Raw genomic sequence first — 15,348 nt, forward strand, 5'->3', positions numbered from 1 at the left:
TCACCACATCGACCGGGCCACGTCACGCAGCCTGCGGTGGACGCCGCCGTACGCGCTGGCACCGTGCAGCACCGCGGTGTCGATCGCGGCGTGCATCGTGTAGTTCGGGTCGCACACGTTGCCCGGCGCGGCACGCCCCGCCTGCGACACCAGCTGGTACGCGTCGAGCAGGTCTAGGCCGGTCAGGTCGGCGACCCAGGTGACGAGGTCGTGCTGGCTGATCCTGTACGCGTCCTCAAGGGGACGTGCGGCACCGACGGACATAAGCTGGTGGTCGGTCTCGATTCGCGGCCACGGCGTCGGCACACCTTTGATGAGGTCGACGGCGACGGTGACCCGCATCGCGCACTCCACCCCGACGCCGCACACCTCGCCCTGGCCTTGGCGGGCATGGCCGTCGCCGAGCGCGAACAGCGCTCCGGGCACGTTGACCCCGAGGTACAGGGTCGCGCCGGGCCGGAGTTCGGGGGTGTCGAGGTTCCCGCCGTGGGCGTCTGGGACGATGCTGGAACGCACTTCGCCGCCGGCCGGGGCAACGCCGACCGTGCCGAGCATCGGATCCAGTGGCAGCTCGACCACGAAGTCTGACCGTCTCGCGTGGTACCGCACGACACCGGCGGCCAGGTCGACGTCGTACTGCCAGACCCGTTCCTCCAGGGGCGGGTGGAGCGTGGCGGTGGTGCGGGTGCCGGTCAGGGCGCCGAAGTGCGGGAACGTCGCCGACATCGCCCAGTCCCGGGCCGGGACCAGCGACACGACGTGCAGGGCGAGGGTATCGCCGGGTTCGGCGCCCTGGACGTAGAACGGGCCGGTGACCGGGTTGAACGCCTCGCACACCTTCGACGGCAGGTCGTCCACGGTCAGCACCGCCCCGCCGAAGCAGTCCTCGGTGTACGTCCGCAGCACCTGCCCGGGGCGCAGCATCGCCACCGGCTCCGCACCGCCGAACGTGTACAGGGCCGGCTCATCGGGCTCGAAGTCCACCACACCGGCCGTGGTTGCGATCTCAGCGGAGGTCATGACTGGGGCTCCTGCCCGACACCGGAAAACACCGGACGGCGACCGGCCGCGTACAGGCCGATCAGGACGACGACACCGATGCCGAGCCACACAAACGCGAGGCGCTGCGCGGCGACGTTCGCATTGACCGCCACGTAGGCGAGGATCGCGAACCCGACCGCCGGGACCAGCAGGTGCGACCACAGGTTCCGGCTCCGTTTCCGCACCAGGTAGTGCCACATCACCGCAACGTGCAGGGTGAGGAACGCGGCGACCGCACCGAAGTTGATCAGCGAGGCGAGCAGCGAGATCCCGTCCTCGCGCCACGCCATGTACAGCCCTATCCCGACCGACAGCACACCGGTCAGGGTGATCGCGTTGGCCGGGACGCCGTACCGGACCGAGATCCGGCGCAGGAACGACGGCAGCTGCCGGTCCCGGGCCATCGCGAACAACAGCCGCGACGTGGCCACCTGCGCCACCAGGGAGTTCGCGACACCCCACGCGATCGCTGTCGCGACCGCGCAGAGGGTGGCGAGCCAGCCGCCGCCGGCGACTCGGGCAGCGTCATAGAACGCCACTCCGTCCGGGTCACCGTGCGCGAGCAGCGCAGCCGGGTCGGGCACAAGGAGCGCGGCGACCCAGGTCTGTACGATGAACAGCAGCCCGGCCAACCCGAGGGCGGCGGCCATCGCCCGGCCGATCTGCCCCGGACCGCCTTTGTTCTCCTCGGCCAGCATGCTGATGCCGTCGAACCCGAGGAACGACAGCACCGCCACCGACACCGCGCCGAAGACGAGTGGCCACGTGAAGGTGCCGGCGTTGAACAGCGGCTCCCACGAGAACCCGCGGCCACGGCCGGCGAGCAGCGCGCGGACCCCGACGACGAGAAAGACCGCCAGTACGAGCGCCTCGCCGACGAGCATCACGCGCGTGATCGCGGCCGTCATCCGGATGCCGAGCAGATTCGTGACGGTGTTGAACAGCACGAACCCGATCAGCCACGCCCACACCGGCACCGCTGGGACCGTGGCGTGCATCGCCACCGACGCGATCAGGTACAGCAGGCTCGGCACGAGTAGGTAATCCAGCAGCACCGCCCATCCGGCGAGGAACCCGACCGGCGCCGTGACCCCCCTCCCGGCGTAGTTGTAGACCGACCCGGCGAGGGGGAACGCCTTCACCATCTGTGCGTACGACGCCGCCGTGAACACCATCGCGACCATGCCGATCACGTATGCAAGTGCGACCATCCCGCCGGACGCCTGGAACACCCCGCCGAAGATCCCGAACGGCGCGATCGGCACCATGTAGACCAACCCGTAGAACACCAGATCCTTGAAACCCAATGTCCGCCGCAACTCCGGCCGATACTCGCCAGACTTCGGCGGCCCGCTCGCGTACACCGGCGCGGACTGCTCGATGCTCATACGTCCTCCCCATTGGTCAACAACGCCGCCGACATGCAGCCGGCGGGCATGACGCATCCGCGCGCATCACCGCCTGAGCGCGCAAACGAACGAATACGTGAAATTGCCGATCCAGGCTGTTCGCCGCCCTTAGCCAACGCAGGGACGGCGAACAGGGCTCCTAGATCCGCCAGCGGTACGTCAACGCCGCAACGTCCGCACCAACCCGCACCTCCACGAAGAGGCTCCTGAACACCGGACCCAAGTCGCTGGCCGCCGCACCGGCCACCAATGCGACCGACGCAGCCTCAACCCGGTCCCGCACCACCCGCTCAACAAGACCGGCATCAATCGCTTGCCAGCGGCAACCGCACAGGAACAGGTAAACCCGCTCACCCGCCGCGGTTCTCGACGGCTGCAACCGGCGGTCGCACCCGCCGCACGTCAACAGCGAGCTGAGGCTGTACGTCCCAACGGCGGCGCCATGGCTGGTGCGCGTAGCCGAGGACGCCTGGACTGCAGCGGCGTCCGACAAGGTGATCGACATCGTGGTCCTCGAATCCGTTACAGCCAACGGCAGCAGTGAATGTCAGGTTCGGCCAGCATCCAGATCCGATTGATGCTTTCCATGGCAAGAACGGTACGATCGACGCACTGGCCGATGAACTCACTGGGAGTACGAGTTCACGCCGAATCGGCTCTCCACAAACAGTAGAATCGCCGCGCTATAGCCGACTGTGAGTACGCATCGGGGGTGAAGATGCCACCAAAGGCTGGGCCAGCGGCCCGACGCGGCGCCGTCACCGGATACATGTTCAAACTCATCCGCGAGTCCGTCCCGGCGAGCCAGGAGCGTCTCGCGGCGCACCTGGGCATCGACCGCGCGACGGTGCAGAGCTGGGAGTCCGGTCGGCGTCCGTTCACCTCGGTAGGCTTCGGCCAAGCGATCGCTGTCCGCCACAAGTTGATCCAGCTCGGCGCCGACGCGCAGCTCCTCAGCATGCTGGACGAAGCCGCCGAGGCGGACTACCTCCTCGAACTGATCATCGATGCCGACCCGGCAACACTCGATGTTGATCAGCACCCGCTCGGTTGGACCGTATTGACACACTCACTGACCGAGATGCTCGCCTGGGCGGTGATCGGTCAAGAGCCGGCCCGTCTCCAAGGCCACTACCGGCCAGCTCACCGACGAGGTCCGAGCCCATCCGCACCGTCACTGGAATCCACCGAAGCACGTGCGTTCTTCGACAATCTGCACGTCATCGCAGACCGAACCGGACAGCGCGACTCGACCAACATGCTGCTGCACCGGCAAGCATGCTTCCTCGCCAGCCTCGACCTCACCGGCAGAACAGCCGACTGGCTCAGCTCGACGCGACGATCGACATTCCCATCGACGTTCCACGGCTGGTCACCGATGTGGCCAGACGCCCGATCGATCGCCACTTCCCTGGCCAAGCACGGAGATCCCCAACCCTTGCGAGACTTCATCGCACGCGCCCACCCAGACGACGCGTGCGAACTGGCCGGCCTGAACTATTCGGCGTACTGGGTCGGCGACGTGAGGCACCGCCAACACCACGACACGTTCATGCCGGACCCGGCGCTGTCATGGCGTGGCGGACGGCTTCTGCGGCACTTGGTCGAGCGACTCGATGCGGACCATCCGTTCGTCGACCTGAACATCCACAGTCTGTGGGCACTCTTGACCGCTCGGCAGCACCTGGCGCAGGACGAGCCTCACCTCGGCACCGAGCTGCTGCGGCGCGCGGCCGAAGTGCTCGACACCGACATGATTTCCCCGCAGTCCCGCCGAGAGCTAACGTCCATCCTCTACGGACTTCGGATGAGCGGGGTCCGGGAGCCAGGGACGGGGCGATGACCGAAACCGACGCAGCCGGGGCGATGCGCTTCATCTTCGAGGTCGGCATGCTCAAGCGAGCCAAGCGGACCGGTTGGTGGATCGCCGGGATCAGCGAGCCGGAATCCATCGCCGACCACTCATTCCGGACAGCCATCACCGGGACCGTACTCGCGGCGATGGAAGGCGTCGACGCCGCTCGCGTCGCCCTCATGTGCGTCCTGCACGACACGCAGGAGACGAGGGTCGGCGACATCTCCCGCATCGGCAAGCGGTACGTCCAGACCACCGACAACACCAGCGTCACCGCCGACCAGGTCGCGGCCTGCCCGCCGCCGGTCGCGGACACGATCACCTCCGCAGTGGCGGAGTACGAGGCGGGCATCACCCCCGAGGCCATCGTGGCGCGCGACGCCGACAAGCTGGAATGCTTGGTGCAGGCCATCGAGTACCAGCGCCAAGGCGTCACCACGGTCCAGTCATGGATCGACAACTGCCGCGCCGCCCTCAAGACGGACTCCGCCCACCGCCTCGCAGACGCCGCCATCGCCGGCGATCCCGTGGCCTGGCTCATAGCTGGTCCGCACGATTGAGTCACCCAACAGCGGTCGCTGTTCGCTTCAATCTGGTGCGTGCACCACGAAGTACGGCACTGGTCTCGGCACCACGCCGACCGAACTTTATTGCCGAGCACAGCCTTAGACGAGCGCCAGCCGACCGGCGCGTTCGATCTGTGGCAAGAGTATACGCATTGCCCGTGAACCTCTGTGCGCAGCGATGATCGGTGTGACGAACCAGCAGCGACTCCAGCAAATGATCGATGAGCTCCGCCGTGGTCGTGACCGGCACGAGCCGAAGCCGGACTAGAACCTTCGTTACCTTCGTTACTCAAACGCCGTAGCCCGATGCGTTGGAATTGTCGATGACCTGTCGAAAGACTGGTCGGTTAATCGAAATTGTTAAAAGGCGCGACGAGTTACCGCTCGCATCACGGCATATGCGAACTTATGATCGATCGACTGCATAGTATCCAAGTGGTGGGCGCTTCCCGCTGCCCGCGGCCCGCCATCCCTGATGGCAGAGAAGGCGGCCGAATCGCGGGCAGTCGGCTTACTGAGTTGACCGACGCGGTCAACTCGTCGGAGATTTTCGCCACCGTGAAATGGGGTTCCGATCGCCTGCCGGCCCAAACGTGCAGGCTAGGCTGCGCGGCGGCGGCCGGGCAACACCGGAGAGCCTACGAGGCGGGAGGCGGCGACGCCGGAAGCGGTGGCAGCACGCCCCACTGCTGCAGTCGGTACCTGAGGAACTCGACCGCCATCCGCGCGCCGACGGGCACCACCATCTCGGATACCCTCGTGAGCACCGCGAACACGCGACTCTGGTTCGGATGCGTTGACTCGGCCTCCTCGGCGACCTCTTCAAGCGCCGCTCGGGCCTCCGGCTCGGCGTCACCGAACTGGCTGAGTTGCGGCAGCAGCATGGCGACGAGTTCGCGCAGCGCCGCTTGATCGAGGCCCACGTTCACGTGTTGCGTGGCCTGCGTGTTGCCGATCTGAATACCCGACCCGCCGCTGATCGACCCGATGTGATTGTTGTGCATCGCTGCTCCTAGACGTTGCCGTGGATACTCGCCGATGGCTTGCTGAGGGGCGACCATGATCGTGTTGCGCTCGCCAGTGATCACCAAGTGGACTGCCTGGTCTACGGCCGCCCGGTCCGGCACTTCCTGGGAAACTGGGGTTAACGCGATTAGCTCGGCGACCATTTCAGCAAATGCGGTTCGAATACGGACCATCACGCCCCGCAGCGCAGCATCGGTCACTGGCCAGTAGACGTATTGCACCCTGCTGTTATATGCCACGTTGTACTTATTTAGGGTGTCGATTACGATGTCCGCCCAGCCGGGCATGAAGTGATGCTCGCTCGTTGCCGAGTTTGCCAGCGCTTCCAGTTCGCCGACACCGGAGCCCAGGATCGCCACCTCCAGGTCTGCATCCTGAGTGCGCATAAAGTCAATGATTTTGCTGGGGAATATCGAAGGACTAATCCTCTGGGTGATCGGATTGTAGCCTGCCGAGTTCGTGATCTTGGCAACCAATGTCGTAGTGATTCGCCGGTAATCCGGTACCGGGTCACCACCATAGCCGTTGAGCTCCTGGCGGGCCCAGTCCCGCATCTTCTCGGATCCGGCCTGCCCACCGAGCACGATGCACTTCTGGAGCAGTGAGGCGAGCGGCACGGAGTCATCAACTACGCCAGCTTCGATCTGGGCAAGGATGCCTTCCCGTTTGTGAGCCATGTCGAGCATCCTCCCATTAACATCGCCGCAGGCCTACGGGCCAGCCTCTTCGCGAAACCCACGATTTGATCGGGCGGGGGCAAGTGCCCAGGCCTGAAGGCAGGGGCGGCGCCGTGCCTGCTTGCCGCCATGCCCCGTCCAAAATGATGTCCGCCTGCGGCAGGCCACCCCGTGGTGCGGGTCCCCCGGGGCGGTGCACGGAGCGTGTGTTGATGGTGGCCGCGACGCCTAGTCGAAGGCAGGAGCAGACGCACAGGCCGTACACGAACCAATCCAAGCCCGCATGCTAGACCTCGAACTTCGCGGCAGCATTCAGTTTCTGCCTGATCAAACGTTGTGGATCAGGCAATGCAAGTTCGCATTGTGAGCAGTTTCGCTCCTCGCCAGTTTGACCTCCAAGGCCGCAGTATTGACACGTGCTCGATGACTCATTCGCCAATGCATAGCGCAGGGCTTCTAGGATTCGCTCGTGGACGAGGTCGGCGTCGGTGAGAGCTTCGACCGCATCGACCCTGACCAGGTTGTCGGTGTCACGTATCCCGCCAAGAAGGATCGACTGCCGTTCTGGATGCTCACGAAGTACGCTCATCACTGAGCTGCGAAGCACCGGGTCTGCCGTATCGCGCCATCGGTCGATCATGGCGTCGCGATTGAAGTAGCAAGCCAGCTGGGCCGCAAGAAAGCGATTCCGGGTGGGCACCGCCTGATTCTCAGCGGCAGTCCGGGCCAGATTCAATGCCTGGGGACGATATTCGCCGGGCACTTGACTCAGAGCCAACTGACTTTGACGGGCCAAGAGGTAGCCCTTCCGGAGGAGATCACCTAACCACATGAGAGTCTCAGGGACGTCAATCACATCCCAATGCGTCAGCCTGCATCGAGGAAGTTCGCAGAGAAGCGCGACATCACCTTCGGGCTCCTGCAATCGTGCGATGGCCTCGGACGCCACGGTGGACCGGTCCAAGCCGCCGCAGTCCACAACGAAATTGATCATGCGAGTCAAGTCGGCGGGGTACCTCCGGATGGCGTTGCCTATCGCGCCAGCTTCTAGTTTCATGTAGGCGAGGCCGTGTACAACTCGACCCACGTTGTTCAGGCGCCTACGCTCGACAGCTTTCAAGGGGCGCAATGGACCAAGTTCGCTGAGCCGTTCCAACAGCCACGCTTTTTCCTGCCGGCTGCGCGCAATAAAGGCTTCTATGCCGTCGAGCGTAGTCTCACGGCTTCGATCGACAAGTTGATAGCCCTTCGCGGCCAAGAGGCCGTCAATCTGCGCGCGGATGCGGTGATCGCAGCGTTTGTAGGCGACCTCCTGAATCTGTTGTGCCGCGTCAGGTTGGCCCGACGGCAGGCGCATCGCTGCGCCGAGCATGGCTGCTTCGAGGGGGCCGTCGTGTGCGCTCCGACCGCCCAGATCGAAGATGCCGTCTTCGGTTATATGCGGTGGCTCGCTGTCGTCTTCGGGCGGAGACATGGCAACATCGAGACAGAGCGTGAGGGCGTCGGGCTCATCCCAGCGGTGTGCCAGCATCGCCTCCCACACCGGCAGCTGATGCGGAGGCACCAGCCCGCGCACCTGTTCTCGTATGCGACTGCGGGCTGTCAGCGAAGCGGGTAGCCCGCAGATCGCCTCGGCCGCCTCCAGCGCCCTTTCGTCACCACGTGCCGCCATCGCACTCAAACTTGCTATGAGTTCGGAAATCGCATCTTGTGGCGCGTTTTGCCGCGACTGCACGCCGTCGGCCAGTGCGAGAAGCACGTCGATGCTGTCCTCGGCTGAGAGGAGATCCACCGCTGTGGTTAGGACCTCCGGGTTGAGCGCGACTGCCATGGTCAGGACGTGCGTCATTGCGGGATCTGCGATGGCCTGGCCGAGCAACAACGCACGGGCGGCCAGCGGCGCATCGGCGAGGTGACGAGCTGCGGAAGCTTCGACGACGTTGCGGGCCCGTGCGTTCAGGCCACCCTCGTCGTCCCGGACGAGCACGCCGGCCTCATCCCAAAAGTCCAGGCATGACTCGGACAGGATTCGCGCTTTGCCGAGAGGAAGACCCTGGTCGGCGTGAAACCGCTCACTGAGAAGAGCAAGAAGGTAGCTCTCAGGGGGCGATCCGGTGGACGTAACGCATTCCCAACCGACGATTGATAGTGCGTCGCTAAGGGCTGCCTCGATCTGGCGGTCGGGAAGGTCTGGCATGCTGATTCCGCCCCGCCCGCTTCGGCGTTCCCAGTCGAGCGCGATCCGACGTGAGACCGAGTCCATGAGTTCAGCCTTACTAAATGTCGGCACAGAGCGGCCGGAGGCGCAAAGCTCCAGCGCTAGGGCGGTGACCAACAGCGGCGTCTCGCCCAGGTACGGGGTCTGAGTCAGCTGGTCATCAAGAAGCCTCAGCCGTGCACCGACCCACACGCTGTCACGTCCGTCGCGCTGCGCGACCGCATGGATGATCGGCTCGGCTATTGCCCGAGGCCACCGCGGGCCGAGAAGACGAGCACCGGTCCATCCGAGAATCGCAGCAGAAGCATGGGCACTGGATCGCGTTGCTAGAAGTACGTCACAATCGACGTGCAGGGCGGACACGAGCCGCCGGATCCAGCTCACCACCTCCCGGCGATGCTTGCGGGTTTCGTCCAACGAATCCAGACAAAGCAGCAGCCTTCCCTGCCCAGCTGACCGTCGGATCGCCTCGGTCAGAACAGGACGATCTTCCGGCTCGGCAGCCTCGACAGCCATCGCTGCAAGCTCATCTAGCGGGTTGCCCCGCAACTCAAGTATCGGCAGGTGCTCCCGGCCCAGGGCCACAGGCTGAAGCAGCCGGCGAAGGTCAATCAGGACGGGCAGGCACCAGCCACGGTGTGCCTCACGCTGAGCTACGTCACGCAGCGCCGTGGACTTACCCGATCCCGGTGCGCCGATCATGAGCACGCGCCCGTAGCGGCGGAAGAAGTCGTCGAGCTCGACTTCTTTGTCCTCGCCATCGACGGCGCTGACCCAACAGCGGATATCGGCCTCGATCGGCGGCAGGTCCGCCCCAACGGAAAGCAAATCGATACTGCCAGGATTTCCGAGCCGCTCGCAGTAGCGGCGCACGGCTGCGTCTTCGATGATCTTCCTCGCTGCCGCGCTCGCGGCTCCGTTGGTGAGCAGCGTGAAGCGGCCGGCTAGGAGGTCAACCCACTGATCGAAGTCGAGCCCGCTGCGAAGCGAGGCCGACTTGCGATGTGCCTTCGCCAGCTCTCCGACGGCCATTCCACCCTGCCCAGCAGCCACCACATTGCCGTCCAGCATCGCTACGGAGATAGACAGACCGCCATGGCGTGCGTGCCACGGGAAGACAGTGACGGAAGCCCGGTCGAGCACAGCGTCGCGCACTGCAGGTGCCAGCCTTGCCAAGGCCGTGTCCAGTTTGGTGAGCGCCTTTTTCTCCGACGGCGACGGCAACGAAGCATGACGGTCCCGCCGGCGGTCCAGCGCATCGGCCAAGTGCTGGATCTCGGCCGAGCCTGACGCGGCCACAACGACCAGAGGAGTGTCATCATCCGGGTTGGAAACGACCTGCTGCACCCACTGGTCGATCACCTTGCGAAAGGGCTTGTCGACCGAAATCGCTAGGTCCAACGACTTCTTTAGCTGCAACAGGACACGCCGCCCGCCGTCGAAGACGACCTCCAGATCGTCAACGTCCTCGTCGACCTCGGCCCGGATCAGATACGGACGTCCACGAGTGCGCTCGTCACCGCTGATCTCGACGTCCAAACCACGAAGTCCATGAGCCGCGAGGTGAGCCGCGTAGTCCGCGCGGAAGTCACCACCCTGCTCGTTCTCGGACCCGCCAAGCGGACCTCGCGCCGCCACCCTGGTCGACATCCAGCCATCATGCCTCGGGAGTACGACAAAATAAATTCGCCGCGGACGGCATTTATGCCGGCCACATCCACGCCTACGACAGGCAGCGTGCCGTCACACTGGGCACGCACAGCTCGCGGCATCGGATCCGGGAACTGCGGCTGGTCATCCAGACGCCGCATCGTCCGCCGACTACGGCAGGCCGAGCGGTCGCTGCGGATTTCGGCGCTCGCTGCCTTAGCCAGACGCCGGACGGCTGTCACCGGAGAGATCCGCTTGCGGAAGGCTTGGACGGCGCAGCACGAATCATGACCCGTCAACACTCCGCGAACCGCATTAGCACCAATTAGCACGAAGCTCAATATGCGTTATAAATTTGTTATGATCGACTTATTGACCGGGATGGTGCCGTGGCTGCCTACTGGTGGTACGTCCCCGTGCGGCGACCTCGGTCGCCGGGCCACATATCTTGGCTGATCTGTGGGCGCTCCAGTGGGAGCGCCCGTTGTCGTCAGTGCCCGGTCTCGTGGCCACGTCCACTACGCGCGTTGATCGACAGGAGGCCCAGATGAAGGACCTGCGCTCCGCGAGCTGATCCGTAAACCCTGCACCGGCACACATGCGGTCGACACGACCCCGGTGACCGATGCAGCGGCGCTGGCCAACGGCTCAACCGGATGTCGTCATCGACGATCCTCCGCCTGACGCGACCACGCTCCCCGTGGCCGCGGATTCGACCCTGCTCTCCTACCACTGCCCCGGCATGCCGGTGGCGCCGTGCGTTGACAAATCCACAGTGGAACGACCTGCACCGCAAACCGCCCGGCCTGGCGTAACCCGGCAGGGAACCCCCTGCCCTGAAACCGGCCGACGCAACCAACACCAACCCATGCTGTTCACGAGGAGACCTGTGTTTGCCCCTCATCCGATCCGTTCGAGCCTCCGCTCAAGCGGTGACCGTCCCCGGCTCACTGTCCGTGCGGGTGTCCCGCCGGCAGTCCATGCTGACCTCCGTCTTGAACCGGATCCCCGCATGGACCCCTCGGTCAGGCTCACAGCGCAGCCTGTGGCCGCTGTCAGCAGCTGCGGGCCCGCTGCGACTGACCCGTCCAGTCGGGTCCTGTCCTGGGTGGAAGTACGCATCGGCGGTGGTGCCTGGTGACCGATCCGGTCCTGCGGGTGCAGTCGCACCTGACCGACCGCGACCACACCCTGCTCGGCTGGCTCGCCGACCACGGTGTGCTGACCTCGTTCCAGATCGCCGACGCGTTGTTCCCGTCGCTGGACTTCGCCCAGGAGCGGCTCCGGACGCTCACCCGCATCGGTGTGCTCGACCGGTTCCGGCCGCAGAAGCCCGACGGCGGTTCCTACCCCTACCACTACGTCCTAGCCCAGCTCGGGGTCGAGGTCGTCGCAGCACAACGCGGCGACGATCTCCCCCGCCGGGACCAGGCCCGCCGACGGCGGTGGCACCTGACCAACCGGGCCAACCTGCCGCACCTGCTCGGCACGAACGGGTTCTTCACCGACCTCGCCGGCCACGCCCGCACCCACCCCCACACCGCCCTTGTCAGGTGGTGGCCGGCCGCACGCTGCCAGAACATGGGCGCGTTCGCCCAGGACGGCGACGACATCAACGTCCGCACCTACACACCCACGTCGCGCCCCGATGGGCACGGCGTCTGGGTCGACGGTGCCCGCAGCGTGCCGTTCTTCCTGGAGTTCGACACCGGCACCGAACGGCCCCTGACCCGGCTGGTCGACAAGCTCGACGGCTACTTCGACCTGGCCCGGGTCACCCGCCGGGTCTGGCCGGTGCTGTTCTGGCTGCCCTCCCAGGCCCGCGAACGGCACCTGCACCAGCACCTGTCGCAGGCCGGGGTCCGGTACCCGGTCGCTACCGCCGTGCACCGCGCGGCCGGCGGCGGTCACCCCGCCGGGCCGGTGTGGTGGCTGCACCGCCACCCCGGCGCCCCGCGCCGCCTCGCCGACCTCATCCCGCCCACCCACGCGGACACGACTTGACCAATATGCAAAGTCAAGCGTCGATCGACAACGCCGCCGTCCGGTCCATGGACGCGCCTCCCAGGCCCTGGCCCGGACGGCGGTCTCCAGCCCGCTGATTCGAGGAGGCCGTCGATGACGTACACACCGCACCCACGCACCCGGCCGTCGGGGCGGCGCCGGCCGCCCGCTGATGTCGTCGACGTGCTGCTCTGGCAGCTCGCCGTCGACGTCGCCGCCGCCCACCGCCCCGACCGTGACGGGAACTGCACCAACCTCGCCTGCGCCGGGCGGCGGGGGCGGTGCGACGCCTCCTGGTACGCGGAACGGGCGTTGCACCTCGCACGGCGACAGCCGGACGGTCCGCATCCCAGTGCTCCAGCCGACCGAGCACGAATGGAACCGGCGGTCGGCCGCGCCGTCGTAACGACTACCCGGAGCCGCTTCACCGGCTGGTTCTCAACCAAGCAGCAGCGCCAGGCGCGGCGAATGCCGGGAGCAGCACTGGTCGCCGCCTGAGCACCGAGCACGGAAGCTACCTCGCCCTTCGCTCACAGGCGATACCTCCGGACTCACAGCCGCTGTCCGCCGCTCACAGCGCTCGGCTGACAGCAGCTGTGAGTCACCGTCTGCCCCTCACACGAGAAAGGACCACGCATGGACACACGACTCCGACCCCAGCCGGCACGCACGTCCTTCGGAGGACCGTGGCCACCACGCCGCACCACGAACACGCCGCCCGGAACCGTCCGGGCAAACCGCAGCACGGCACCACCGCACTCAACGGTGGTGCGCAAGCCTCCCGACCGAGGCGGCCGATCCCGCTGCAGGTCGCCCGTATCGACACCCTCGCCATGACCGACGACGAGCTCGACGCCGCCGCCGAAGCCCTCGCAGTGCTGCTCAACCGCTTCCGGCAGGCCCATCCGGGCCTCGCCGCCTGACCAGACGCTGGTGGCGGCCCGCACGGGCCGCCACCACTCCCACCCCGGAGGACACTCCTCGATGACCGCCACCCCGACCACCGCACCGAAGCGACGTGGCCGACGCGCCTACGTCCCACCCAGCACCGACCAGGCCACCGGACCCCGCCGCGTCTGCATCTACATGCGACGCTCCACCGACGACGAACACCAGCCGTTCTCCCTCGACGCGCAACGCGCCGCACTGGAGAAGTACGTCGCCTCCCAACCCGGGTACACCATCGTCGCCGAGTACGAGGACGACGCCTCCGGCGCCACCACCGAACGGCCCGGCCTGCAACGAGCCCTCCAAGCCGCGAAGGCCGGCATGTTCGACGTCCTGCTCGTCTACCGCCTCGACCGGTTCAGCCGCAGCGTCGCCAACCTCCTCGACCTCATCAAGACCCTCGAGACGGCGAAGGTCCGGTTCTCCTCCGCCACCGAGCCCGTCGACACCGGCGGACCCTTCGGCCGCATGATGGTCCAGCTCCTCGGCGTGTTCGCCGAGTTCGAACGCAACATCATCATCGACCGGGTCAAGAGCGGCATGGCCGCCAAGGCCAGCAAGGGCAAGTGGGCCGGCGGCAGCCGCCCATACGGATACCGCATCCAGCCCGACACCTCGCACCTCGTCCCAGACCCCGACGAGGCACCGGTCCTGCGGGACATCTTCCGGCTGTACACCCACGACCGCCTCGGCACCCGCGCCATCGCCACCGAACTCAACAGCCGAGGCATCCCCAACCGCAACGGCAGACCCTGGTCCGGCCAGACCATCAACAGGATCTTGGACAATCCGGCGTACACCGGCGACATCGCCTTCAACGACACCTACGTCCCCGAGGCCCACGAGGCGCTTGTCGACCGCGACACCTTCCACCGCGCCCAGCAGATCGCCGCCGGTCGCAACGGCACCCACCAGCAGCGAGCGATGTCCAGCAGCGACTACTACCTCACCGGCCTGATCACCTGCCCGGAATGCGGCAACCGGTACGTCGGCACCTCCGCCAACGGACGCACCAGGCGCTACCGCTACTACACGTGCTTCACCAGGGCCCGCTACGGCAAGACCGCCACCTGCGCCGCACCCCGGCTCCCCGCCGACGAGGTCGACGACCTCGTCCTCCACGCCCTGTACGACTTCTACACCACCGCCGAACCGGTCCTCACCGCCATGATCGACCGCGCCCGTGCCCAGCAGGCCGCCGCCGACACCGACCAGCACGCCGAACACGTCGCCGTGACCCACCAGATCGCCACCACCGAGGCCGCCATCGCCCGGTACCACACCGCGTTCGAACAGGGCACCATGGACGACGCCACCGCCGGTCCCCGCATCCGTGACCTGCGACAACGCCTCGCCCAGCTGCAGACCCGGCAGGCTCAGCTCGAAGCCGGACTCGACGGCCCGCCCGCCGCGCCGCCGCCCGCCACCATCACCGGCATCCGCGACTGCCTCGCGGCGATCATGTCCAGCGGCACGATGCTCGAACGCAAGGCCGCCATCGAGGCGCTCGTCGCCGAGGTCCAACTCACCGATCAGGGAGTCATCCCCGTGTTCAAGATTCCAACCCCAGACACGACGATGCCCCCGCCCGAAACGGACGAGGGCACAACCGAAGCTCGCACAATGGTGCGACTGGTGGAGTTGAGGGGACTCGAACCCTGACCCCTCGATGCCGTGCTGAACTTGCTTAGGTTCACCGTCATACGGCTCAGCAACGCCCAGAGCTTGCCCGAGTTCAGGGACAGCCGATCCTGCTGGCTCTGGGATGCTGTGGCCTCTTCAACAGCCGCTGCACCTGTCGCCGCTGACAGGCAAGCCTCGCCGCGAGCGCAACTGGCCCCGCGATGAGGGCAGCCCAACCCCCAGGTAGCCCCCGCGAAGGTTTTGAGGGGGTGTGGGTGGAGCGAAGCTCCCCCACAGGGGAGCGAGGCGAAGCCTTGCGCGGAGATCCAAC

General features: G+C 66.3%; 10 protein-coding genes. 5 read left to right on the top strand and 5 right to left on the bottom strand.

From position 1 onward, the window contains the following. From OP18_RS28640 to OP18_RS28650, 3 genes are all read right to left on the bottom strand, one after another. Entirely contained in the window at nt 1–1,020 is a 1,020-nt protein-coding gene (locus OP18_RS28640) for an acetamidase/formamidase family protein (RefSeq protein WP_052387503.1), read from the bottom strand. Beyond that, nucleotides 1,017–2,429 carry an APC family permease gene (locus tag OP18_RS28645; RefSeq protein ID WP_052387504.1) on the bottom strand — a complete coding sequence of 471 codons (1,413 nt, stop codon included), beginning with the start codon at nt 2,427–2,429 and terminating at the stop codon, nt 1,017–1,019. Before OP18_RS28645 ends, OP18_RS28640 begins: the two co-directional genes overlap by 4 nt. Nucleotides 2,430–2,589: 160 nt before the next feature. Next, entirely contained in the window at nt 2,590–2,955 is a 366-nt protein-coding gene (locus OP18_RS28650) for a hypothetical protein (protein WP_052387505.1), read from the bottom strand. A 213-nt stretch (nt 2,956–3,168) separates the two neighbouring features. Between OP18_RS28650 and OP18_RS28655 the strand changes: the two genes are divergently transcribed. Both OP18_RS28655 and OP18_RS28660 read left to right on the top strand, forming a co-directional pair. Further along, nucleotides 3,169–4,293 (top strand): helix-turn-helix domain-containing protein, encoded by a 1,125-nt coding sequence (locus tag OP18_RS28655; protein WP_033362257.1) that lies wholly within the window; start codon nt 3,169–3,171, stop codon nt 4,291–4,293. Continuing rightward, nucleotides 4,290–4,865 carry an HD domain-containing protein gene (locus tag OP18_RS28660; RefSeq protein ID WP_033362193.1) on the top strand — a complete coding sequence of 192 codons (576 nt, stop codon included), beginning with the start codon at nt 4,290–4,292 and terminating at the stop codon, nt 4,863–4,865. Before OP18_RS28655 ends, OP18_RS28660 begins: the two co-directional genes overlap by 4 nt. A 644-nt stretch (nt 4,866–5,509) precedes the next feature. On the opposite strand, the gene OP18_RS28665 is transcribed toward OP18_RS28660, so the two are convergent. Further along, a complete protein-coding gene (locus tag OP18_RS28665; protein WP_033362194.1) occupies nt 5,510–6,583 on the bottom strand; it encodes an AbiTii domain-containing protein in 1,074 nt (357 codons plus the stop codon). 277 nt (nt 6,584–6,860) lie between these two features. Then, complete coding sequence (locus OP18_RS28670) at nt 6,861–10,442, bottom strand: NACHT domain-containing protein (protein ID WP_033362195.1); 3,582 nt, start codon at nt 10,440–10,442, stop codon at nt 6,861–6,863. 1,137 nt (nt 10,443–11,579) lie between these two features. Between OP18_RS28670 and OP18_RS28675 the strand changes: the two genes are divergently transcribed. The 3 genes from OP18_RS28675 (at nt 11,580) to OP18_RS28685 (ending at nt 15,056) form a co-directional block, all read left to right on the top strand. Next, on the top strand, nt 11,580–12,446 hold the full coding sequence (locus OP18_RS28675) for a replication-relaxation family protein (protein ID WP_033362196.1): 867 nt from the start codon (nt 11,580–11,582) through the stop codon (nt 12,444–12,446). A gap of 686 nt (nt 12,447–13,132) precedes the next feature. Further along, a complete protein-coding gene (locus OP18_RS28680) occupies nt 13,133–13,369 on the top strand; it encodes a hypothetical protein (RefSeq protein WP_033362197.1) in 237 nt (78 codons plus the stop codon). A 61-nt stretch (nt 13,370–13,430) separates the two neighbouring features. Then, entirely contained in the window at nt 13,431–15,056 is a 1,626-nt protein-coding gene (locus tag OP18_RS28685) for a recombinase family protein (RefSeq protein WP_033362198.1), read from the top strand. Nucleotides 15,057–15,348 lie beyond the last annotated feature (292 nt).

It is taken from the genome of Dactylosporangium aurantiacum (genome assembly GCF_000716715.1).
In the GTDB taxonomy this organism is placed as follows: domain Bacteria; phylum Actinomycetota; class Actinomycetes; order Mycobacteriales; family Micromonosporaceae; genus Dactylosporangium; species Dactylosporangium aurantiacum.

Bases quoted from the DNA above. Each gene is read 5' to 3' on its own strand.
- OP18_RS28685 (WP_033362198.1), top strand. From the start codon at position 13,431: ATGACCGCCACCCCGACCACCGCACCGAAGCGACGTGGCCGACGCGCC.
- OP18_RS28645 (WP_052387504.1), bottom strand. From the start codon at position 2,429: ATGAGCATCGAGCAGTCCGCGCCGGTGTACGCGAGCGGGCCGCCGAAG.
- OP18_RS28655 (WP_033362257.1), top strand. From the start codon at position 3,169: ATGCCACCAAAGGCTGGGCCAGCGGCCCGACGCGGCGCCGTCACCGGA.
- OP18_RS28650 (WP_052387505.1), bottom strand. From the start codon at position 2,955: ATGTCGATCACCTTGTCGGACGCCGCTGCAGTCCAGGCGTCCTCGGCT.
- OP18_RS28670 (WP_033362195.1), bottom strand. From the start codon at position 10,442: ATGTCGACCAGGGTGGCGGCGCGAGGTCCGCTTGGCGGGTCCGAGAAC.
- OP18_RS28665 (WP_033362194.1), bottom strand. From the start codon at position 6,583: ATGCTCGACATGGCTCACAAACGGGAAGGCATCCTTGCCCAGATCGAA.
- OP18_RS28640 (WP_052387503.1), bottom strand. From the start codon at position 1,020: ATGACCTCCGCTGAGATCGCAACCACGGCCGGTGTGGTGGACTTCGAG.
- OP18_RS28660 (WP_033362193.1), top strand. From the start codon at position 4,290: ATGACCGAAACCGACGCAGCCGGGGCGATGCGCTTCATCTTCGAGGTC.